This window comes from Actinoplanes palleronii (assembly GCF_016862315.1).
Lineage (GTDB): Bacteria > Actinomycetota > Actinomycetes > Mycobacteriales > Micromonosporaceae > Actinoplanes > Actinoplanes palleronii.
The window spans coordinates 136,723-158,529 of record NZ_BOMS01000057.1 but is presented as its reverse complement, the minus strand read 5'-3'; the positions used below and the strand labels follow the sequence as shown (position 1 = coordinate 158,529).

Below are 21,807 nucleotides of genomic sequence, written 5' to 3'. Positions count from 1 at the left end.
GCACGGCCACCCACGCCACGGATCGGAGGCCGGCCATGCAGGCTCGGATCAACGACCACATCGTGGTCGAGGGCACCCACCTCGGCCTGGAACGACGGATCGGCATCATCGTCGGCATCGACCATCCGGACGGCAGCCCGCCGTATCGGGTGCATTGGCTGGACAACGGGCGCACCACGCTCTTCTTCCCCGGCCCGGAGGCGCACATCGCCCCCGCGCACGGCAGCCCGGTCGGCCCGGGGCGGTAACACCGTGCGGCAGACCGTACGCCTCGGGAGCGTCCGCGGTATCCCGGTGCCCACTGATCTGTGCTGACCGCCCTGTTGATGGCGGGCGTGGCGCGGCTCGGGGCACACCCGGCCGGTCGCGCCGCGCGGTGACCGTGGCCCGCGGACCGGATGGCGCAGGTCACCGGGTGAGCGGGACCCGCCAGATGACGGCCGTGCCCGCGCCGCCCTCGCCGGGCCCGATCTCGAAGCTGCCGCCGAGGTCCTCCGCCCGCCCGCGCAGATTCACCAGGCCGCCACGGGCCCGGTCCGGGTCGGCGCCCACCCCGTCGTCCTCCACGCAGACCACGACGTGATCACCGGTGGCGGAGACAACGACCCGGACGCGGGTCGCCTGCGCGTGCCGGGCGACGTTGGACAGCGCCTCGCGCAGCACGGCCAGCAGCTCGGGCACGATGTCGTCGGGGATCGCGCTGTCGACCGGTCCGCTGGTGTCCAGGGTCGGGCGGAAACCGAGGCCCGCGGTGGCCTCCTCGGCCAGCTCGCGGATCTCGCCGCGCAGCGACGGCCCGGTGGGTGCACGCAACTCGAAGATCGAACGCCGGATGTCGCGGATCGTGGCGTCGAGGTCGTCGACAGCGGCGTTGATCCGCTTGGCCACCTCGGGCTTACCGGCCTGGTGCACGGTGCCCTGCAGCTGCATGCCGGTGGCGAACAGCCGCTGGATCACCACGTCGTGCAGGTCGCGGGCGATCCGCTCACGGTCCTCCAGCACTGCCAGCTGCCGGCGTTCCTCCTGGGCCCGGGCCCGTTCCAGGGCGAGCGCGGCCTGCCCGGCGAAGGTGGACAGCAGCACGGCGTCCTGGTCCTCGGCCGGCTGGCCGGGGGCCTGCGTCACGATCAGCACACCTTGCAGGGAGTCCGCGACGGCGAGCGGGGCGGCCAGGGCCGGCACGGCCGGGACCTCGCCCGGCCATTCGGTCACCGTGCGCAGGTTGTCCAGGGGGCGGAATCGTTCCTGCCCGAAGGCCGCTGCGGCGTCCTTGTCCACCGGCACGAGCTGCCCGGCCAGCGCCGCGTACGCCGGGTCGGCGCCGTCGGCCACCTCGATGGTGTACCGGCTGTTCGGTTCGTCGTAGAGCATCACCAGGACCAGCTCGGCGCCGGCCACCTCCCGGGCCCGGCGAGCGATCAGCCGCAGCGCCTCGGTGCGCCGCACGGTGCCGAGCAGCACCCCGGTGATCTCGGCGGTGGCCGCCAGCCAGCGCCCGCGCCGCTGGGCGAGCTCGTAGAGCCGGGCGTTGTCGATCGCGATGCCCGCGGCGGCGGCCAGGGCCACCACGAGCTCCTCGTCGTCGTCGGTGAACTCCGCGGCGCCCCGTTTCTCGGCGAGGTAGAGATTGCCGAAGATCTGGTCCCGGGTGCGCACCGGAACACCGAGGAAGCTGTGCATCGGCGGGTGGTTCGGCGGAAATCCGAACGAATGCGGGTGTTTGCGGATGTCGGGGAGACGGACCGGTTGCGGGTCGGTGATCAGCAGGCCGAGGACGCCCCGGCCGTGCGGGAGGTCACCGATCCGGGCGTGGGTCGCCGGGTCGATGCCGTGGGTGATGAAGTCGGAGAGGCTGCCGTGGTCGGGCGCGAGCACGCCGAGCGCGCCGTACCGGGCGCCGCCCAGCGCGCACGCGGCTTCCACGATGCGTTGCAGCGTGCTGCGCAGGTCAAGGTCGGTGCCGATGCCGACGACCGCGTCGAGCAGGGACCGCAGCCGCTCCCGGCTGGCCACCACGTCGCCGACCCGATCCAGCATCTCCTGCAGCAGCTCGTCCAGACGCACCCGGGACAGCGGGGGGAGCCCCAACGTGGGTAGCTCAGCCATGCGGTCAGCCTAGAGCGCGGGACCGGGCGGCGGAATCGTCCTGACGAATCGACCTACTTCACCGGGACCAAGCGGTGCGCGCCGATCAGTCGCGCCCACCACGGCCGGTGTTCTGCGGAGCGCAGCGGCGGGCACCCGGTGCGTTTGATGCTGACCCAGCCACCCGGGCCCATGGTGACCGCGCCGATCGCCGGGCGGGACCGCGCCGCGGCGCCGGCCGCCACCGCGATCGCCACCGCGCCGGCGGCGGCCAGGGCCGCTCCTGCCAGCCGGGTGACGTCGACGACCGGGCGGTAGACGGCGGTGTCCGGGCCGACGATCCAGGCCCCGACCGGGCGATCGCCGTCGGTCACCGGCAGGACCGTGACCGAGCCCGTGCTGACCGGGCCCGCCGGGGCGGCCGTGGCCGGCCGCCCGTCGAGTGCGATGGTCATCTCTCTGCTCTCCTATCGGCTGTCCGAGCCGGCCGTCCCGGCCACCGCGGCCCGGCCCGCCTCCAGCCGGGCGATCGGCACCCGGAACGGCGAGCAGGACACGTAGTCGAGGCCGGCGTCGTGGAAGAACCGGACCGAGGCGGGGTCGCCGCCGTGCTCGCCGCAGACGCCCACGGTCAGGTCCGGCCGGGCCGCGCGACCGCGGTCGACCGCGATCCGCACCAGCTCGCCGACGCCGGACCGGTCGAGGCTCTCGAACGGCGAGACGGCGAAGACGCCCAGCTCCAGGTAGCGGCCGAAGAACGCGCCCTCCACGTCGTCACGGGAGAAACCCCAGGTCATCTGGGTGAGATCGTTGGTGCCGAAGGAGAAGAACTCGGCGGCACCGGCGATCTCCCCGGCGGTCAGCGCCGCCCGCGGCACCTCGATCATGGTGCCGATCCGGATCGGCGGTGCGCCGGGCACGGCGGCGAGCACCCGCTCGGCCTCCGCCCGTACGATCTCCAGCTCCTGGATCGTGCCGACCAGCGGCACCATGATCTCCGGCCGCGGGTCGCCGCCGGCGGCGGCCCGTGCCGCCGCGGCCTCGGCGACCGCGCGGACCTGCATCTCGAACAGACCGGGAACGACCAGACCCAGGCGTACGCCGCGCAGCCCGAGCATCGGGTTGGACTCGTGCATCCGGCGGACCGCGTTCAGCAGCACCCCGGCGTGCCCGGCGTCCTCGTTCAGTGCCTCGGCGCGCGCGACCCGGGCGGTCAGCTCTTCCAGTGGGGGCAGGAACTCGTGCAGCGGCGGGTCGATCAGCCGCACGGTGACCGGCAGCCCGTCCATCGCGGTCAGCAGTTCCTCGAAGTCGGCGCGCTGCAACGGCAGCAGCGCGGCCAGCGCCGCCTCCCGTTCGGTGGCGTCCTCGGCCAGGATCAGCCGCTCGACGAGCACCCGCCGGTCGCCGAGGAACATGTGCTCGGTGCGGCACAGGCCGACCCCGGTCGCACCGAACCGCCGGGCCCGGGCCGCGTCCGCGCCGGTGTCCGCGTTGGCGTGCACGCCCAGCCGGGCGACCTGCCCGGCATGGTCCATCAGCCGCTCGATCGCAGTGAGCAGCGGGTCGCCGTCCGCGGCCACCTCGCCCTCGAAGTACCGCACCACCCTCGACGGGTGCACCGGGACCGGTCCGGGGTAGACCCGGCCGTTGCCACCGTCGATCGAGATCACGTCCCCGGCGCGCACGGTCCGGCCGCCGACGGTGCACGTGTCGCCCTCGATCCGCAGGTCCTCGGCTCCGCAGACGCAGGTCTTGCCCATGCCGCGGGCGACGACGGCGGCGTGCGAGGTCTTGCCGCCGCGTGCGGTCAGGATGCCCTGCGCGGCGATCATGCCGGGCAGGTCGTCCGGGTTGGTCTCCCGGCGCACCAGGATGACCGGCCCGGTCGCGGCCGCGGCGGCCGCCGAGTCGAACACCACCGCGCCCACCGCGGCGCCGGGTGAGGCCGGCACTCCGGTGGTCAGCGGCGGCGGGGCGGCCGCCTCGTCGAAGCTGGGGAACATCAGGTGGGCCAGCTGCTCGCCGGTGACCCGGCGCAGCGCCTCGTCGAGGGTGATCACCCCTTCCTCGACCAGCTGGGCGGCGATCACGAACGCGGCCGCCGGGGTCCGCTTGCCCACCCGGGTCTGCAGCATCCACAGCTTGCCGCCCTCGATGGTGAACTCGATGTCGCACAGGTCGCGGTAGTGGTCCTCGAGCCGCTGCATGACGGCGAGCAGTTGCTCGTACGAGGCGGCGTCGACGGTGGCCAGCTCGTGCAGGGGGACGGTGTTGCGGATGCCGGCCACCACGTCCTCGCCCTGGGCGTTGCCCAGATAGTCGCCGTAGCTGCCCCGCCGGCCGGTCGCCGGATCGCGGGTGAACGCCACCCCGGTCCCGGAGTCGTCGCCCCGGTTGCCGAAGACCATCGCCATCACGGTGACCGCGGTGCCCAGATCCTGCGGGATGCGCTCCTGCCGGCGGTAGAGCACGGCCCGCTCGGCGTTCCAGGAACGGAACACCGCGCCGATGGCGAGGAACAACTGCTCGTGCGGCGCCTGCGGGAAGGCGCGCCCGGTGTGGGTTTCGAAGACTTTCTGGTACGCCCGGACCAGGTCGCGCAGCTCTCCCGCGTCCAGCTCGGTCGCACCGAAGCCGGCCAGTTCGGCCTCGAACGCCTCGGCGGGCACGTCGAACACGGTCCGGCCGAACATCTGGATCAGCCGCCGGTAGGAGTCCCAGGCGAACCGCTCGTCGGCGCTGACCCGGGCCAGGCCGGTCACGCTGGTGTCGTTCAGGCCGATGTCCAGGATGGTCTCCATCATCCCGGGCATCGAGAACTTCCCGCCGGACCGCACCGACAGCAGCAGCGGGTCGTCCGGGTCGCCGAACGTCTTGCCCAGCGCGGCCTGCACGCCGCGCAGGTGGTCCTCGACCTCGTCGAGCAGCCCGGCCGGCAGCGTGCCGGTACGCAGGTAGGCGCGGCAGGCCTCGGTGGTGATGGTGAACCCGGGCGGGACCGGCAGGCCCATCCGCGTCATCTCGGCAAGGTTGGCCCCCTTGCCGCCGAGCAGGTCCTTGAGGTCCTTGTTGCCGTCGACGAAGTCGTACACGTATCCAGACACCTGAATCCCACCCTCGTTCCCTGACGATTCGTGCTCCTCCTTCGTTGGTAGCCCCGGGCGGGGCCCGCGGAGTAGGGCCGTCGGCCCGGTCCGGCGGGACCTGAAGCCCTGCCGGTCCGCGCCCCGAACGCGTCCGATGAGGGTGGAGGTATCGGAGAGGAGGCCTGCAGCCATGGCCGAGAAGAAGATCGTCGTCGGGTTCGACGGGTCGCCCGCCGCCGGCGTCGCCCTGACCTGGGCGCTCGACGAAGCGGATCGCACCGGGGCGCACGCCGCACTGGTGTACGCGGACGAGTGGCCGTTCTGGGCACCGGCCGCGAGCATGGTGCCGTCCCCCGCTCTGCGTCCGGACGACTACGTGGACGAGGTGATCGGCGGTGTGCTGGACCGGGCCGTCACCACGGCCCGGAAGACCCATCCGCTGGTGCCGGTGTCCGCCACGACCGTGCGCGCGCTCGCCTCGACCGCGCTGGCCCGGCAGTCCGAGCAGGCCGCGATGATCGTGGTCGGCTCCCGCGGGCACCGCGCCCTGGCCGGCCTGCTCGGCTCGGTCGGCGCGGCGGTCGGCGCGCACGCGCACTGCACCGTGGTGGTGGTCCAGGGCCGGTCGGCCGCAGGCGCGCCCGTGGTCGCCGGCGTCGACGGCTCCCCGCTCGCCCCGGTCGTGCTGCGGTTCGCCGCCGAGCAGGCCGCCGGCCGCAAGGTCGCGTTGCGGGTGCTCCGGCTGGGGCCGCCCGACGGCGAGCACCGCGCGGCCGACGGCGATCAGGACGCGTTCGACGCCGTGGTCACCGCGGTCCGTGCCGAGTTCCCGGACCTGGAGATCCACGCCGGAGCCGTCACTGCGGACCCGTCGAACGCGCTGGTGGCCGCCGGTGACACCGCTCAGCTGGTGGTGATCGGCAGCCGCGGGCGCGGTGCGGTGCGTGGCCTGCTGCTCGGCTCGGCCGGCCGGCACCTGCTGCGGTATGCGAGCTGCCCGGTCGCGATCGTGCACGAGCACGAGGAGCAGGAAGAGCACCAGGAGCACGAGGCGGAACGCAGCGGAACCCGGGTCGGGCCGTGAGGGCGAGGGAGGGCGACCTGATCGTGATCGAGCCGGCCGGGCGGAACGGCCGGCGCCGGATCGGCGTGATCACCGCGGTGGGGCGGCCCGGCGGGCTTCCGCCCTACCGGGTGCGCTGGTTCGACAGCGGGCACACCACCTTGCTGTTCCCGGGTCTGGGAAGCCGGATCGAACCGGTCCTGTGACCGGCGAGCCGTCGATCGTGCGGGCGAGTGCCGGACCACCGGCACTCGCCCCTTCGTACCGGTCCGTTCGGCCCTGCTGACCTTCCCGCCCCGGTCCCGACACTGACAGGAGGAGAGGTCACCGGTCATCAGGAGGCGGGGACGATGCGAAGCCAGACGATCGAGATCCGGAGCCCGGCCACCGGACGACTGCTCGGGACCTGTCACGGGCCGGAGCCGGACGGGGCCTGCCCGCTGGTCCGCCCCGACGGCGTCGTGCCGTGCGCGGGGCGGCTCGTCTCCCCGCGCGGCGGCGATCCCCGGTACTGGCCGGTCTGGGTGTCCCCCGGCTGCCGTCAGTGCCGGCTGAACTGGAACGAGCAGGCCGCGGCCTGCCTGCGGGAGGCGGAACGCTGCCGGGCCCGGTGGCGCCGGGGCCTCGAGCGCGAGACCGACCGGGTGCGTATCCAGGCCGCCCATCGGGATCCCCGGTACCGGCGGATGACCGACCGGGAGCTACGGGTCACCGCGCTGTGGCGGTGGCGGCTGTCCTCGCGCGCCCAGGCTCTGCGGCACACCGAGCAGAAACACCGGGACTGGAGCCGTCTGTACCTGTCGCTGGCGGAACAGCAGCGCGCCTCGACCCCGGCCGGCCGGGCTCAGTAGGTGGTTCAGTAGGTGGTTCAGTAGGTGCCGAAGGGCCCGGGCGGGGCCTCCACCTTCCGGTCGTCCAGGGCGTAGGACAGCGCCGAGGACACCTCGATCACCCCGGCCACCTGGTGAGTGAGACGTTCCGCGATATCGGCCGACGACCAGCGGTCGACCCGGCCGGACAGGCCGACCACGCCGCCGGTGACGGTGACGGTGACCCCGTCCGCCTCGTCGGCCAGGAACGGCCGCAGCACCTCCGCGCGCACGTCGGCGAGGATCTCGTCATCGGTACGCAGGTAGGTGCGCAGCAGGTCACCCCGCGACGCGATGCCGACCAGCCGGCCGAGATCGTCGGTGACCGGGAGGCGTTTGACGCCGTTGGCGTCCATCAGCCGGGCCGCGGCGGCGAGTGGCATGCTCGCCAGCGCGACCACCGGCGGCGCGCTCATCAGCCCGGACGCGGTCCGCGCGGTGGCCTTGGCCCGTTCGCCGCGCCGCCGGCGTCGTTCGAAGATCCGGGGCTGCTCGTCACCGCCGTACTCGATCTTGCGGAGCAGGTCGGCCTCGGAGACCACCCCGGTCACCCGGCCGAAGCCGTCGACCACCGGGACCGCGCTGATCCGCCTGCCCACCAGCAGATCCACCAGGTCGTGATAGGAGGCGTCCTCGTTCACCGACACCACGTCCCGGGTCATCACGTCGCCGATCTTCCAGGTCTTCACCGCTCTCCCCCTTCTGTCGTCCTCTCCACGGTGGTCGTCCGGGGGTCCGGCCAGTAGGGACTTCCGGCCCTAACCGGCGGGACCGGCCGGAGGCAGCCGGGACGCCGCTCGGCGCCACGCGTCCACCGCCTGCACGACGCCGACTGCCCGGTTCTGATCATTCATTCGTACCGAAAATCTTGATCTTCGGCGGCCGGCGCCCTCATCGGCCCGGAGGCCGGGAAGGCGCCGGAAGCACCGGTTCAGGACTGCGTGGCCGCCATCTGCCTGGTCAGGTCGACCAGGCGGTTGGTGTAGCCCCACTCGTTGTCATACCAGCCGAACACCTTGGCCGTGGTGCCCTGCGCCTGGGTCAGCCCGGCGTCGAACACACAGGAGGCCGGATCGCCGATCACGTCGGCGGAGACCAGCGGCGCCTCGGTGTAGCGGATGATGCCGTGCATCGGACCGGCCGCCGCGGTGGCCACCACCTCGTTGATCCGGGCCGCCGGCACCTCGGTGGCCAGGGTGAGCGTCAGGTCGCTGATCGAACCGTCCACCACCGGCACCCGCAACGCCACCCCGTCCAACCGGCCGGCCAGCTCGGGCAGGACCAGGCCCACCGCCTTGGCGGCGCCGGTGCTGGTCGGGATGATGTTGACTCCGGCCGCCCGGGCCCGGCGGGGATCCTTGTGCGGCGCGTCCAGCACGTTCTGGTCGTTGGTGTACGCGTGCACGGTGGTCAGATAGCCGTGCTCGATCCCGAACGCCTCGTGCAGGACCTTCACCAGCGGCGCCACGCAGTTGGTGGTGCAGGAGGCCGCCGACACGACCTGGTGCCGGTCCGGGTCGAAGCTGTCCGCGTTCACACCCGGCACCAGCGTGGCGTCGACGTTCTTGCCCGGCGCCGAGATCAGCACCCGGCCGGCGCCGGCCTTCAGGTGCAGCGCGGCGTCGTCCCGGCTGCGCAGCCGGCCGGTCGCCTCGATGACCAGGTCGACGCCGAGCTCACCCCAGGGCAGTGTGTCCGGCGAACGCCCGGCGAACGTCGGGATCCGGTGCCAGCCGACCAGCAACTGGTCGTCGTCGTGGCCGACCTCGGCGTCGATCCGGCCGAACGTCGAGTCGTACTCCAGCAGGTGGGCCAGGGTCGCCGCGTCGTACAGATCGTTGATCGCCACCACCCGCAAGCCGCTGTTGGCCATGTCCGTGGCGGCCAGCCGGCGCAGGTAGTTGCGGCCGATCCGGCCGAAACCGTTGATCGCGATGCGATACGTCATCGTCGTCCTCCCCTTCTCGTCTCTTTCCTCAGCGTCGTCCGGACGTCCGGGCACGGGCAGGGACGAAAGTCCCGGCCGGAGGTGGCGGGCGCCCCGCGCCGGGCGGTCCCGCCCCGGCCTACCGTGACGGTGGGAGGTGTCCCGATGTTCTCGTCCGAGGCGGTCCGGGCGCGGCGCGACGCCGCGGCCCGGGCACTGACCGCCCAGCAGATCTGGACCATGCTGACCCGGCGGACGTTCGCCGTGCTCAGCCACGTCACCCCGGGTGGCGCTCCGCGATCGAGCGGCGTCGTCTACGCCGTCAGCGGCCACCGCATGTTCGCCGTCGTCGCCGTCGACAGCTGGAAGGCCCGGCACATCGCGGCCGACCCGCACGTCGCGGTGACCGTGCCGATCCGGCGCGGTGGTCTGCTGGCGCTGATCGCGCCGATTCCGCCGGCCACGGTCAGCTTCCCGGCGATGGCGACCGTCCATTCCGGCGAAATCCTCACCGAGCTGCCGGACCTGGCCGCGCTGGCCCCACCGGAACGGCGGGCCCGCTGCGCGGTGCTGGAGATCCGGCCGGTCGGCGCCTACGTCACCTACGGGGTGGGCGTACCGCTGCTGCGGATGCGTGACCCCGGCCGATCCCGCGCCCGCGTGCCGGTCGGGCCCGGCTGAACCACGCGTGACACCCCGCGAACGCATCGCACACCCATCACGCCGGCCTGCGAGGTGGCCATGATCTCCAGCAGCACCGACCATCCGTCGTTCCTGGGCGCACTGGACCGGATCGCGGTCCGCCGCCCGCTGCAGCGGGCCGGCGTGCTCGCCGAACCGCTCGGCCCGCTCCCCTCCGACCCGCCGGAGGTCGGCCGGCTGTTGTCCGACGCCGGCTTCGCCGACCAGGTCAGCAGCCTGGCCGGCACCCTCGGCCGGCGCCCGCGGGCGGTACGCGCCGAAGCCGCCGGGTACCTGCGCGAGATGGGCGCCACCCACACCGGCCGGGCGGTGGACGACTGGTCCCGGATGAGCCGGTGGCTGGCGCGCGCGCACGAACTCGTCCTCGATCCGGAACAACTGCGACGCCTGCGGGTGCTCGACCGGACCCAGTCGCTGCTGTTCCCGTTCTCGCACCGGTCGTACCTGGACGGCATCACCGTCCCGGCGGCGGTCTCGCGGTACGGCATCTCGCCGTCGTTCGTGCTGGCCGGCGCGAACCTCGACGTGTTCCCGTTCAACCACCTGCTGCGGCGCTCCGGCTTCGTCTATGTGCGCCGCTCGACTGCCGACCTTCCCGTCTACCGGCTGGCGCTGCGCTGCTACCTCGCCGAACTGATCCGCAGCCGGCGCAACCTGTGCTGGTCGATCGAGGGCGGCCGGACCCGGACCGGCAAGCTGCGCCCGCCGACGTACGGGGTACTGCGCTACGCCGTCGACGCGCTCGAGCAGGATCCCGGGTCGCGCGCCCTGATCGTCCCGGTCTCGATCGTGTACGAGCAGCTGCACGAGGTCGGGCTGATGACCGACGAGGCGCGGGGGTCGCGCAAGCAGCCGGAGGACCTGCGCTGGTTGTGGAGCTTCGGGCGCGCGCAGCGGGAACGGTTCGGTCGGGCCTTCCTGGAGTTCGGCGAGCCCATCCCGCTGCGGGACCGGCTCGCCGAGCTGCGGGCCGACGACCCGTCGGGTGCGCACCTGGTGGAGCGGATCGCGGTGCAGGCGTGCCACGGCATCAACCGCGCCACGCCGGTGACCACCACCGCGGTGGTGTGCCTGGCACTGCTCGCCGCCGACCGCGCGCTGACCCTGGACGAGGTGCTGGCCACCGTCGCCCCGCTGGCCCGGTACCTCACCGCACGCGGGCGCCCGGTGGCCGGCGCGGCGAACCTGACCGACCGGGCCACCATCCGCCGCGCCCTCGACGAGCTGGCCTCCTCCGGCGTGCTGGCCTGCTTCGACGGCGGCACCGACACCGTCTGGCGGGTCGGCCCGGGCCAGCACCTGGTCGCGGCGTTCTACCGGAACACCGCGGTGCACGTCCTGATCGACCGGGCGATCGGTGAACTAGGGCTGGCCGCTGCCGCCGAGGGCGACGGGCCCGGGCTGGGTACCGCGAGCCGGGAGACGCTACGGCTGCGTGACCTGCTCAAATTCGACTTCTTCTTCCCGTCCCGGCGAGTGTTCGCCGAGGAGATGGCCGCCGAACTCGCGCTCGTCGACCCGAGCCAGACCGCCGGGGTGCACGAGTTCACCGCGGCCGACGCCCGGCGCTGGCTGGAACAGCACCGGCCGCTGGTCGCGCCGCTGGTGCTACGGCCGTTCCTGGAGGCGTACCACGTCGTCGCCGACCGGCTGGTCGCGACGGACGCCGACGAGCCGTTCGACGAGGCGCACTTCCTCGACGACTGCCTGCGGGTCGGCCGGCAGTGGGCCTTGCAGAAGCGGCTGGCCAGCGAGGAGTCGGTGTCGCTGGAGCTGTTCAAGCCGGCGCTGCGGCTGGCCCGGCACCGCGATCTCATCGCCTCCGAGGTGCCGGAGCCGGCCAAGCGGCGCGCCGACTTCCTGGCCGAGATCCGCGAGACGCTGCGCCGGGTGAACCTGATCGCCGCGATGGCCGAGCGGAGCCCGTCTTGACATCTCCCCCAGCTGAAGCAGGGGGATTCCGCCCTCGCGGGTTGAGCTTTCTGCTTCACCGATCGCTGCCGACCCGGACTACCGGCGAGGGACGGTGGACCGCCCATCGGTCTTCTGCAATCTCCACAGACGTAACTTCCCGCCAGCCCGGCGGTAGGCCCGACCGGCTTGGTTATCACCGGCCGGGCCGGAAGAAATTAGCACACCTGTTCACTCGCGCACCACGGTTGTCCGACGCCGGATTCGCCCTGGCGGCGAACCGGCTGCCCCTGCCCTGCTTCGCAGGGAATCCGTTTCCTCTCCGGCCTGAAGGCCGGAGTATCCACGGAGGTATCCGATGACCGTCACCGCCGCCGAGACCGTGCGGGCGATCCGTTCCGCGCCCTGCGGGCCGCGGGTCGGCGCGTTCTTCGACCTCGACGGCACCCTGGTGCACGGCCACACCGCCGCCGCCGTCTACCGGGACCGGATCCGCCGGGGCGACATCGGCCCCGGCGAACTGGCGCGCGTCCTGCTCGCCATGCTCGACGGCGGGGTGCTCGGCGGAGATCCGCAGGCGATCGGGCGGGCCGGCTTCGCCGCGCTGCGCGGCCGCACCGTAGCGGAGCTGTCCGGGCTCGCCGAGCGGCTGTTCGCCGAACGGATCGCCGGGACGATCCGGCCCGAGGCCCGTGACCTGGTCCGGGCGCACCTGCGGCAGGGACACACCGTCGCGGTGGCGTCCTCGGCGACCCGCCTGCAGATCGAGCCGGTAGCCCGCGATCTTGGCATCCCCCATCTGGTCTGCACGGAGCTGGAACAGCGCGCCGGCGTGCTCACCGGGCGCAGCACCACCGGCCTGCTGTGGGGTGAGCGCAAGGCCCGCGCGGTGCGCGGATTCGCCCGCGCCACCGGGATCGATCTCCGCACGAGCTTCGGGTACGCCAACGGGCTGGAGGACCTCGCGTTCCTCGGCTCGGTGGGCCACCCGTACCCGTCCAATCCGGATCCGGTGCTGCGGCACGCCGCCGAAGAGCACGCCTGGCCGGTGTTGACGCTGCGAGAGCCGCGGTCACCCGGGTTGTGGGCGGGGCTGGGCACGCTCAGCGCCCTGGCCGGCGTCAACGCGGCGCTGACCGCGGGAGTGGTCTACGGCCGGTTGACCGGTGACCGGCAGGGCGGGATCAACGTCGGGATCGGGCTCTCCGCCGACCTGGGGCTGGCCCTCGCCGGGGTGCGGCTGAACGTGACCGGCGCGGAGAACCTCGACAAGGTCCGCCCGGCCGTGTTCGTCGCCAACCACCAGAGCACGCTGGACGCGGTGGTGCTCGGCGCGCTGCTGCGGCACGACTTCACCGCGGTGGCCAAGCGGGAGGCCCGCTTCGACCCGCGGATGGCGGTGATCAGCGCGTTTCTCGACCCGGCGTGGATCGACCGGTCGGATCCGGTCAGCGCCCGGCACACCCTGGACCGGGCGCTGGACCGGATCCGGGCGGGCACCTCGATCCTGGTGCTGCCCGAGGGCACCCGGATGCCGACGCCGGCTCTGGGCCGGTTCAAGAAGGGCGCGTTCCACCTCGCGCGGCAGGCCGGCGTACCGATCGTGCCGATCGTGCTGCGCAACACCGGCAAGCTGGCCTGGCGTCGCTCGCTGATCGTCCACCCGGGCACGGTCGACGTCGCGGTCCTGGACCCGGTCCCCACCGGCGACTGGACGGAGTGTGACCTCGACGATCGGATCGCGACGCTGCACGACCGGTTCGCCGGCACCTTGGCCAACTGGCCTACGGAGGTGGCCACGTGATGGATGCCGACGGCCACCGGATGACCGGGGCGCAGGCCGCGGCCTGGTACCGCGACCGCGACCCCGGCCGACCGGCGATCGTCGGGGTGCTGATGTTGCTGGACGGGGCACCGGACGCGGACCGGCTGCGCGCCGCACACGACCGGGCCGCCCGGCTGTCGCCACCCGCCCGCGCGTACGTGCGGGAACCGGCCGTGCCGGTCGGGCCGCCGGTCTGGCTCCCGGATCCCGCTTTCGACCTGGACCGCCATCTGCGCCACGTCGAGCTGCCCGGGGCCGGCGGAACGGACCGGCTGATGGCGTTCGCCCAGGACGTCCTGATGACGCCGCTCGACCGTTCCGGGCCGCTGTGGGACGGCACCCTGATCACCGGCGGGGCGGACGGCCGGGCCGCCTACCTGCTCCGCGTTCATCAGAGCCTGACCGACGGAGCCGGCGGGGTCCCGCTGGCGTCGTTGCTGCTGGGCCGGCGACCGGAGCGCCCGGCAGGCACGCCGGCCGGTCACGCCGGGCCGTCCGGGGACGGTCCATCACCCTGGGCCCTGGCCGCGGCGGAGCTCGCCGAGCAGGTCGCCACCCTGCCGCTGGCGGCCGGTCGGCTGGTCGCGGCCGGTACCCGAGCCCTGACCCGGCCGGCGGGCGCCGTCCGCGGTGCGCTGGAGCTCGGGGCGTCGCTGCGCCGCACCGCGGCACTGCGGCCCGCGCGGGGCTCGGAGCTGTTCCACGGGCGCGGCGGCGGGCCGTGGCTGCTCGCGACGCTGGCCTGCCCGCTGGCCGAGCTGCGTGCCGCGGCGCGGGCAGCGAACGGCTCACTGCTCGAGGCGTACCTCGCCGCCCTGTTCGGCGGGCTGCGCCGTTACCACGAACGGCACGGCGCGCGCACCCCGGAACTGCCGGCGGTCCTGTGCTCCGGCGGTCCGCTGCCGCGCGTGATGTTCGGCGCACCGACCGGCCCGGCCGATCCGGAGGAACGGATCGCCGCGATCCGGGGCCTGCTGCTGTCGCTGCGGGCCGAGCCGGCGATGACCGGTGGGGGACTGCTGGTCCCGGTCCTGAAGCGGTGGCCGGCGATGATCGCCGCGGCGGTCCCGGACGTGGTCGTGTCCGAGGTTCCCGGTGTGACCCGCAGGGCGTTGCTGGCCGGGACGAGAGTGGACCGGATCCACCGCTTCGAACCGCCGGCCGGCGCCGCGATCAGCGCGACGCTGCAGATCCACGCCGGGATCTGCGGGACCGGCCTGATCATGGACGGCTCGGTCGTGCCCGACGCCGCGGCGCTCCTCGACTGCCTGGGCCGGAGCTTCGACGAGACGCTGCGGCTGGGCCGCTCCCGAGCCCGCCGGCGAACCGGCGGTTCCCTGCCCACGGACCGGGGCAGCCGGGGGTCGAGGGGCAGGAGCACAATGCAGACGTGACGAGTGTGACGCTGGTCGGCCGGTGCGGCACGGTGATCACCGCGATCCGCGGAGGCGAGCGGGCCGGTGAGGTTCGCCTGCTGGTCGGCGGCCTGGCGCACTACTACCTCGCGTACTCGGCCGTGCCTCTTCCGGTCGGCACCGAGGTGCTCGTGATCAACAGCCGTGGCGCGCGTCAGGTCGACGTCGAGCCATGGCCCACCGTGCCACCGGACGGATCCGCCCGCGGCGTGACAGAAGGGCTGTAACAGTGTTCGGTTATCGGGTGCCCGCCCCCAACGAGGCGTTACTGATCAGTGGTCGCAAGCAGCGGGGCGCCGACGCGTTGCCGTTCAAGATCGTCACGGGGCACGGTGTCTTCGTCACGCCGGTGCTCTCCAAGGCCACCCGGCTCACCCTGGCCATGCAGGAGGCCGAGGTCGCCGAGGACGCCTACACCAAGCAGGGCCTGACCCTCGCGGTCCGCGCGGTGATCGCGTTCAAGGTCGGCGACGACCACGAGTCGATCGCCGCGGCGGCCCGCCGGTTCCAGGGTGACCAGGGCCAGATGCCGACGCTGGTCGGCCGGATCTTCTCGGGCCACCTGCGCAGCATCATCGGCAGCATGACCGTCGAGTCGATCATCCGGGAGCAGCAGACCCTGGCCGACGCGATCGTCGACGCCAGCAAGCCGGAGATGGCCCGGATCGGCCTGGCCGTCGACTCGTTGCAGATCAGCAGCATCGACGACAAGGGTGTCGGCTACATCAAGGCCCTCGCCGCGCCGCACCAGGCCCGGGTCAACCAGGAGGCGAGTGTCGCGCAGGCCGACGCCGACCGGCAGAGCGCGATGGCCCAGCAGGAGAGCATCCGGCACCAGGCCGAGTACGCCCGGCAGACCGCCATCGCCAAGGCCCAGTACCAGGCGGAGATCGACCAGGCGCAGCAGACCGCGGCCCAGGCCGGCCCGCTCGCCGCCGCCCGCGCCGCCCAGGAGGTGATCACCGAACGCGCCCTGGTCGCCCAGCGCAACGCCGAGCTGCGCGAGGCCGAGCTGATCGCCGAGGTGATCCGGCCCGCCGAGGCCGAGGCCGAACGGATCCGCGCGCTGGCCCGCGCCGACGCGGACGCCACCAAGCTCTCCGCCGAGGCCGCGGCGGCCGAGGGCCGGATCGCCCTGGACCAGGCGATCATCGAGAAGCTGCCGGAGATGTTGCGGGCCGCCGCCGAGGGGCTGCGCGGCGCGAACGTCACCGTGCTGGACGGCGCCGAGGGCCTCAACAGCGTGGTCGCCTCGCTGGCCGCCCAGGGCATGACCATGCTCGACGCGATCCGCAACGGCATGCGGGTGGAACCGGCCCAGCCCACGAAACCGGGCACCGAGGTCGCGCCGATCAATCCCGTGGCAGCCGCCTGACCGGTTTTCCGTGCGGACGTGCCGGAGCTGAGAGGCTCCGGCAAGCGGGAGCCGGCTGATCCCGTGCGTCGTCCTGCCGTCGTATCCCCCTCGGCGGGGGCACGTCGGCAGGAGCCACGCGCCCACCGCAGCCGACGCGGCCACCGCGACAGCGGCGGATCAGCGCACGGCGTGACGTCACCGGCGTACCGGCAGCGATCAGGGAATCGGCACCGACCAGGTCAGCGTCGTGCCCCCGGCGGGGGCTCCCTCGACGGTCAGGGTGCCGTGATGACGTTCGGCCCGTTGCCGCAGATTGGTCAGACCGCTGCCACGGTTGTCGCCGGTGAATCCGACGCCGTCGTCGCACACCGTCAACGTCAACCGGCCGTCGGACACGGTGACCGCGACGTCGGCGCAGCGGGCCCGGGAGTGCCGTGCGATGTTGCTGAGCGCCTCGCGCAGCACGGCGATCAGATCCTGGACGACGTCGCCGCGCAGCATGTCGAGCAGGCCGGCGAACCGCAGGCCCGGCTCGAAGCCGAGGGTCTGCCGGGACTGCACCACCACGTCCAGCAGGCGTGCCCGCGGCCCGCCGCCGTCCTCTCGCCGGGTCTCCTGCAGGGCGAAGATGGTGGTACGGATCTGGCCGATGGTGTCGTCGAGATCGTCGATGACGGTCGCGATGCGGTCCTGTGCCAGACCCGGGCCGACGCGGGCCGACACCGTCTGCAACGACAGGCCGGCGGCGAAGAGTTTTTGAATCACGTGGTCGTGCAGGTCGGCCGCGATCCGCTCGCGATCGTCCAGCATCGCGACCCGCTGCTGCTCGGCGCGGGCATCGGCCAGTTCGATGGCAACCGCTGCCTGCGCGGCGAAACTACCGGCCATCTCCAGCTCCTCGGCCGCGAACCCGGCGGCGCCACGGCGACGGAAGGCACCGAGCACCCCGAGTACCCGGGCCGAGCCCCGCAACGGCAGCATCATGCTGGGCCCGATGTCGAGCGCACCGTCGGTCGGCGGGTCGGTCTCGCCCTTCTGCGGCGCGTCGAGGCGCAGCGGCGTACCTTCCCGGTACACCCTGCCACTCAACGAGCCCTCCAACGCCAGGATCTGCCCGGTCAGCGCCGCCCCGCCCGTGCCGACGGCGACCTCGATCCCGAGCGCGTCGCCAGCCGGCAGCGGAAGGACGACCGTGACCAGGTCGGCTCGGGCCAGCTCGCGGCTACGCTCGGCGATCAGCTTCAGCACCGAGTCCTCCTGGTCGTCGGCGGCGAGCAGTTCGGCGGTGATGGCACCGGACGCCTGCAGCCATTCCCCGCGCACCCGGGCGAACTCGTACAGCCGGGCGTTGTCGATGGCGACCGCGGCGGTCGCGGCCAGTGCCCGGGCGAGCTCCTCGTCGTCCTGGCTGAACTCGCCGTTGTCGCTCTCGGCCAGGTACAGGTTGCCGAACACGGTGCCGCGGATCTCGATCGGCACACCGAGAAAACTGTCCATCGGTGGATGCCCAGCGGGAAAGCCCGAGGACCGGGCGTCGTCGGCGATGCGCCCGAGCCGGATCGGCCGGGGATCGTCGATCAGGGCGCCGAGGAGGCCCTTGCCTTGTGGCAGGTGCCCGATCCGGCGGACCATGTCGTCCGGCATGCCGACGTGCACGAACTCGCTGAGACCTCCGCCGGGGGCGATGGTGCCGAGCGCGGCATAGCGAGCGCCGGTCAGCTCCCGGGCCGCCTCGACAACGTGTTGCAGCACCGACGGCAGGTTCAGCTCGCCGATGATCAGCTGGTTGGCCTGGAGCAGCCCCCGGAGCCGGCCCTGTGTGCCGATCACCTCTTGAGCCCGATTGATCAGCTGGCCCAGCAACTGGTCGAGTTCCAGCCGGGGCTGGTCGGGAAACCGCAGCCGAGGCGTCGTGCCGGGCTGCGGATCATCGGCAGACGCGTCGCTGGCAAGCATCGGTGCACCTCCCGGCCGAGTCCGCGCGTTGACCTCAATGAATCGGCCTGATCCTAGGCCAGCAGGACCACCGGCGAGAAACGGGCCATCCTCCAGGCCGGTTCGGCTGGCCGGCGGGCCGCGGCGCTGCCGACGACCGATACGCTTGGGTTTCCGGACCCGGCACGGTAGGACGTAAGGATGATCCGCGTCTTTCTGCTCGACGACCACGAGGTGGTCCGCCGGGGCCTCGTCGACCTGCTGCACGCCACCGGTGACATCGAGGTGATCGGCGAGTCGGGGTCCGCGCAGGAGGCCACCCGTCGCATCCCCGCCCTGAGACCGGACGTGATGGTGCTGGATGGCCGGCTGCCGGATGGCAGCGGCATCGACGTCTGCCGCGACGTCCGCGCCATCGACGCGGAGATCAAGGGGTTGATCCTCACCTCGTACGAGGACGATGAGGCGCTGTTCGCCGCGATCATGGCCGGGGCCTCGGGGTACGTTCTCAAGCAAATCCGTGGCAACGACCTGGTCGACGCCATCCAGCGGGTCGCCGCCGGCCAGTCGCTCCTCGACCCGGCGGTGACTCAGCGAGTGCTGGAACGCATCCGCAACGGTGTGGAACAACCCCGGGAGCTCGAGGGCCTGACCGTCCAGGAGCGCCGGATCCTGGAACACATCGCGGAAGGACGGACCAACCGCGACATCGCGAACCGGATGTTCCTGGCCGAGAAGACCGTGAAGAACTATGTGTCGAGCCTGCTGGCCAAGCTCGGGCTCGATCGCCGCACGCAGGCCGCGGTGCTGGCGACACGACTGCTCGGCGACCATCCGCACAGCTCTCGCTGAAGCACTGACTCCGATCCTCTGGTGGACCTGGCGGGCTGACCCGACATCCGGCGTTTCGGAACGCCGTCCGAGCAGCTCATCGGCGGGCTCGGCGCCACCGTACCCGCAGCTGACGCAGGATCACGTCGAGCCCGTCGGCTTCCACCCGGAGCAGGTCACCGGCACTCCGGCTCACCCGGCAGTTGAGCGCAGTCCCAGCATGGAACCCAGCGGTGCACCTCGCGCCGCACCCCGCCGTTGTTCTGCTCTGAGGGACGTTTTGGCTGTTCGTCACGCGTACGACGGATATCGTCGCGATCAGGCAAGCCGCGAGAAGAGGGGCGGGCCGCGTGACCTATCCGGCATCGGCGGGAGACGAATCATGCAAGGCGCAGCTGTCAGCTCCGGAGCGCCGCGCCATCTGGCTACGGGGGCCACCCAACTGGTTCACGTGGCCCGGCAACCGATCTTCGACGTCGAGGACGTCGTGATCGGCTACGAGCTGCTGTTCCGCGGCCGGATGGATGAGGTGGAGGCCTCCCAACGGAACACCTACGCGACCAGTCAGGTCATCGTCACCACGTTCACCGAGTTCGGCCTGCCCGAGGTGGTCCGCGACCGGCTGTGCTTCATCAACATGACCCGGGAGTTCCTCGTCGGCGACCTCGCTCTGCCGTTCGGGCCGGAGCAGGTGGTCCTGGAGGTCCTGGAGTCGATCACGATCGACGACAAGGTACTCGCCGGAGTAACCGCCCTGGCCGAGGCCGGCTACCGCATCGCGCTGGACGACTTCGTGTGGGGCCTGGGCCACGACAAATTGTTCGGGATCGCGTCCTACGTGAAGCTCGACATGCTCGACGGCGACCTCTCGCAGCTGGAGCACACCGTCGAGGTCTGTCGCCGGTATCCGCAGATCCAGCTTGTCGCCGAGCGGCTCGAGACCGACGAGCAACTCGCTCTGGCCGATCGGTACCGCTGCGAACTGCGCCAGGGGTACGCGTTGAGCCGGCCGCACATCTTGACCACCTCCACTCTGTCGGCCACGAAGCTGCACAGGCTGGAGCTGCTGGCGCTGATGTATGCCGCCGAGGCGGACATGGACCGGGTCTGCGAGCTCATCTGCACCGACCCGGCATTGGCGATGCGCGTGCTGCGTGCCAGCAACAGCGCCGCGGCCGGGCTGCCACACCGGCTGTCGTCGGTGCCGCAGGCCGTGGTGCTGTTGGGGATCGCCCGCATCCGCCAGTGGGCCGCCCTCATGATTGCCACTGAGGTCACCGGCGCATCCGAGGATCAACTGGCCCAGGCCCTGGTCCGTGGCCGGTTCTGCCACCGCCTGGCAGCGGCGTTCGCGGTCGTCCCGGAGACGGCCTTCCTGTTCGGCCTGCTCTCCGGTGTCGCCGACCTGCTCGGCATTCCCCGGTCCGACCTCGCCGAGCAGATGTCGCTGGCCGACGAGGTCGCGGCGGCTCTGCACGGCGACGTCGAGAGCCCGCTCAACCGGCTGTTGCACGCCGTCCAGGCGTACGAGAACGGCGACATCGCGGCCCTCGCGGACGCACCGATCCCGCTGAACGATCTCGGGCCGACCTACCTGCACCTGCTGCGCTGGTCCAACCAACTCCTGTCCGCCGTCCAGGACTGATACACACCGGCCGCCGAGACCGCGGACTATGAATCTTCCGCCAGAAACGCAGTGACAAGATCTCATCAAATGCATCCGCGCCGCTGTCACCGGGTGACGGGCGGCTCTGGGCCGAGCACTGCGCCCTCGGGCTGCTCGGCATCACTGGGCCGGTGCGCTTCGGGCGGCCGCGGCCGACGAGGCGGTGGACATCCCACAGGAGGGATACTAGCCATCGTGGTCGTCGCCATACTGCTCCTGCAATCCACCGGACGCCGTCCCTCGCGGTCCGAAGCCACCGACCGGGCTGTCGCTGGACCTGATGCAGATCGAGTCGCTGCACCGGGCGAAACCGAAGTACCGGCCCGGCTGGCAGCCGCGGTATCTGAGGTATCGTGACCGGTCGCCGGTACGCATTGGCCAGAACGCTCGCCCTCGGCCTCACCGCTCTGTTCGGCTGCACCTCGTGGGGCCCGGTGGTGACGTCGGCGCGGGATCGAGCCGTGCTCGGCCGGCCCGGGGCGGTGAACGTCCTGGCCCTGGGCGACTCGGTACCCGCCGGCACCGCCTGCGGCTGCGTGCCGTTCCCCGGGCTCTACGCCCGACGTCTCGCCGGGAACGCGCACACGATCAACCTGGCCCGGCCGGGCATCGTCTCGGCCGACGTCCTGGCGCAGGCCGGCGACCCGGCCGACCGGCCGGCCATCCGATCCGCCTCGGTCATCGTGATCATGATCGGGGCCAACGACCTCGCCGCGGTGTTCGACGCGGACGGCGACGCCGCCGCGTACCGCCGCGCGGCCGGCACTGTCGAGACGAACGTGGCGGCGGCCCTGGAGCGGATCCGGGCCGTCCGGCGGCCGTCGGTCCCGGTCCTGGTGGTCGGGTACTGGAACGTCGTCGAGGACGGCGACGCCGCGCAGCAGGACTACAGCGCCGACGACACCGCACGGGCCGCCGTCATCACCGGGTACACCAACGACGCCCTGCGCGCGGCGGCGGCCGCCGGAGCGGCGACGTTCGTCCCGACGCTGACCGCGTTCAAGGGCGCGGACGGCACCGCCGATCCGACCCGCCTGCTCGCCGACGACGGCGACCACCCCAACGCCGAGGGGCACGCCACGATCGCGGCCGCTCTCTACGCGGCCCGCACGGCCGTGGCGCCCTGAGCGCC

The 21,807-nt window shown here is 72.6% G+C and carries 19 protein-coding genes; 13 read left to right on the top strand and 6 right to left on the bottom strand.

Annotated elements, in window-relative coordinates; translation table 11 throughout:
- Nucleotides 1–35: 35 nt before the first annotated feature.
- A complete protein-coding gene (locus Apa02nite_RS21620) occupies nucleotides 36–248 on the top strand; it encodes a DUF1918 domain-containing protein (RefSeq protein ID WP_067706045.1) in 213 nt (70 codons plus the stop codon).
- A gap of 160 nt (nucleotides 249–408) precedes the next feature.
- Here Apa02nite_RS21620 and Apa02nite_RS21615 read toward each other — a convergent pair whose 3' ends face one another.
- Genes Apa02nite_RS21615 through ppdK form a run of 3 tightly spaced genes read right to left on the bottom strand, consistent with a single transcriptional unit; the run spans nucleotide 409 to nucleotide 5,192 of the window.
- On the bottom strand, nucleotides 409–2,106 hold the full coding sequence (locus Apa02nite_RS21615; RefSeq protein ID WP_239164458.1) for a GAF domain-containing sensor histidine kinase: 1,698 nt from the start codon (nucleotides 2,104–2,106) through the stop codon (nucleotides 409–411).
- A 53-nt stretch (nucleotides 2,107–2,159) separates the two neighbouring features.
- Nucleotides 2,160–2,540, bottom strand: a complete 381-nt coding sequence (locus Apa02nite_RS21610) for a hypothetical protein (RefSeq protein ID WP_203826588.1) — start codon at nucleotides 2,538–2,540, stop codon at nucleotides 2,160–2,162.
- 12 nt (nucleotides 2,541–2,552) lie between these two features.
- The gene (gene ppdK / locus Apa02nite_RS21605) at nucleotides 2,553–5,192 is read right to left on the bottom strand and encodes a pyruvate, phosphate dikinase (RefSeq protein WP_203826587.1); all 2,640 of its coding nucleotides are present in this window, start codon (nucleotides 5,190–5,192) and stop codon (nucleotides 2,553–2,555) included.
- A gap of 172 nt (nucleotides 5,193–5,364) precedes the next feature.
- On the opposite strand from ppdK, the gene Apa02nite_RS21600 reads away from it, so the two are divergent.
- The 3 genes from Apa02nite_RS21600 to Apa02nite_RS21590 all read left to right on the top strand — a co-directional run bounded on the left by Apa02nite_RS21600 (nucleotide 5,365) and on the right by Apa02nite_RS21590 (nucleotide 7,088).
- Nucleotides 5,365–6,258: a universal stress protein gene (locus tag Apa02nite_RS21600; RefSeq protein WP_203826586.1), complete on the top strand. Its 894-nt coding sequence runs from the start codon at nucleotides 5,365–5,367 to the stop codon at nucleotides 6,256–6,258.
- Nucleotides 6,255–6,443 carry a DUF1918 domain-containing protein gene (locus tag Apa02nite_RS21595; RefSeq protein ID WP_203826585.1) on the top strand — a complete coding sequence of 63 codons (189 nt, stop codon included), beginning with the start codon at nucleotides 6,255–6,257 and terminating at the stop codon, nucleotides 6,441–6,443. The genes Apa02nite_RS21600 and Apa02nite_RS21595 overlap by 4 nt, the downstream gene beginning before the upstream one ends.
- Before the next feature lie 144 nt (nucleotides 6,444–6,587).
- On the top strand, nucleotides 6,588–7,088 hold the full coding sequence (locus Apa02nite_RS21590) for a hypothetical protein (RefSeq protein WP_203826584.1): 501 nt from the start codon (nucleotides 6,588–6,590) through the stop codon (nucleotides 7,086–7,088).
- Between the two features lie 17 nt (nucleotides 7,089–7,105).
- Here Apa02nite_RS21590 and Apa02nite_RS21585 read toward each other — a convergent pair whose 3' ends face one another.
- Together Apa02nite_RS21585 and gap are read right to left on the bottom strand one after the other, a co-directional pair.
- Entirely contained in the window at nucleotides 7,106–7,795 is a 690-nt protein-coding gene (locus Apa02nite_RS21585; RefSeq protein WP_203826583.1) for a CBS domain-containing protein, read from the bottom strand.
- Nucleotides 7,796–8,037: 242 nt separating this feature from the next.
- Nucleotides 8,038–9,054 carry a type I glyceraldehyde-3-phosphate dehydrogenase gene (gap, locus tag Apa02nite_RS21580; RefSeq protein WP_203826582.1) on the bottom strand — a complete coding sequence of 339 codons (1,017 nt, stop codon included), beginning with the start codon at nucleotides 9,052–9,054 and terminating at the stop codon, nucleotides 8,038–8,040.
- A gap of 144 nt (nucleotides 9,055–9,198) precedes the next feature.
- Here gap and Apa02nite_RS21575 point away from each other — a divergent pair, with 144 nt between their 5' ends.
- From Apa02nite_RS21575 to Apa02nite_RS21550, 6 genes are all read left to right on the top strand, one after another.
- On the top strand, nucleotides 9,199–9,714 hold the full coding sequence (locus Apa02nite_RS21575; protein ID WP_203826581.1) for a pyridoxamine 5'-phosphate oxidase family protein: 516 nt from the start codon (nucleotides 9,199–9,201) through the stop codon (nucleotides 9,712–9,714).
- Nucleotides 9,715–9,774: 60 nt separating this feature from the next.
- Nucleotides 9,775–11,667 carry a lysophospholipid acyltransferase gene (locus tag Apa02nite_RS21570; protein ID WP_203826580.1) on the top strand — a complete coding sequence of 631 codons (1,893 nt, stop codon included), beginning with the start codon at nucleotides 9,775–9,777 and terminating at the stop codon, nucleotides 11,665–11,667.
- A gap of 337 nt (nucleotides 11,668–12,004) precedes the next feature.
- Complete coding sequence (locus tag Apa02nite_RS21565; protein WP_203826579.1) at nucleotides 12,005–13,450, top strand: HAD-IB family hydrolase; 1,446 nt, start codon at nucleotides 12,005–12,007, stop codon at nucleotides 13,448–13,450.
- The gene (locus Apa02nite_RS21560) at nucleotides 13,450–14,865 is read left to right on the top strand and encodes a wax ester/triacylglycerol synthase domain-containing protein (RefSeq protein WP_239164464.1); all 1,416 of its coding nucleotides are present in this window, start codon (nucleotides 13,450–13,452) and stop codon (nucleotides 14,863–14,865) included. Before Apa02nite_RS21565 ends, Apa02nite_RS21560 begins: the two co-directional genes overlap by 1 nt.
- Entirely contained in the window at nucleotides 14,862–15,113 is a 252-nt protein-coding gene (locus Apa02nite_RS21555; protein WP_203826577.1) for an NfeD C-terminal domain-containing protein, read from the top strand. The genes Apa02nite_RS21560 and Apa02nite_RS21555 overlap by 4 nt, the downstream gene beginning before the upstream one ends.
- Before the next feature lie 17 nt (nucleotides 15,114–15,130).
- Nucleotides 15,131–16,261, top strand: a complete 1,131-nt coding sequence (locus Apa02nite_RS21550; protein WP_239164457.1) for an SPFH domain-containing protein — start codon at nucleotides 15,131–15,133, stop codon at nucleotides 16,259–16,261.
- Between the two features lie 198 nt (nucleotides 16,262–16,459).
- Here Apa02nite_RS21550 and Apa02nite_RS21545 read toward each other — a convergent pair whose 3' ends face one another.
- Nucleotides 16,460–18,199, bottom strand: a complete 1,740-nt coding sequence (locus Apa02nite_RS21545) for a sensor histidine kinase (RefSeq protein ID WP_203826575.1) — start codon at nucleotides 18,197–18,199, stop codon at nucleotides 16,460–16,462.
- A 180-nt stretch (nucleotides 18,200–18,379) separates the two neighbouring features.
- Between Apa02nite_RS21545 and Apa02nite_RS21540 the strand changes: the two genes are divergently transcribed.
- The 3 genes from Apa02nite_RS21540 to Apa02nite_RS21530 all read left to right on the top strand — a co-directional run bounded on the left by Apa02nite_RS21540 (nucleotide 18,380) and on the right by Apa02nite_RS21530 (nucleotide 21,802).
- Entirely contained in the window at nucleotides 18,380–19,030 is a 651-nt protein-coding gene (locus Apa02nite_RS21540; RefSeq protein WP_203826574.1) for a response regulator, read from the top strand.
- A gap of 430 nt (nucleotides 19,031–19,460) precedes the next feature.
- Nucleotides 19,461–20,654, top strand: coding sequence for an EAL and HDOD domain-containing protein (locus tag Apa02nite_RS21535; protein WP_239164456.1), 1,194 nt, complete (start codon nucleotides 19,461–19,463; stop codon nucleotides 20,652–20,654).
- 374 nt (nucleotides 20,655–21,028) lie between these two features.
- Entirely contained in the window at nucleotides 21,029–21,802 is a 774-nt protein-coding gene (locus tag Apa02nite_RS21530; protein WP_239164455.1) for an SGNH/GDSL hydrolase family protein, read from the top strand.
- Nucleotides 21,803–21,807 lie beyond the last annotated feature (5 nt).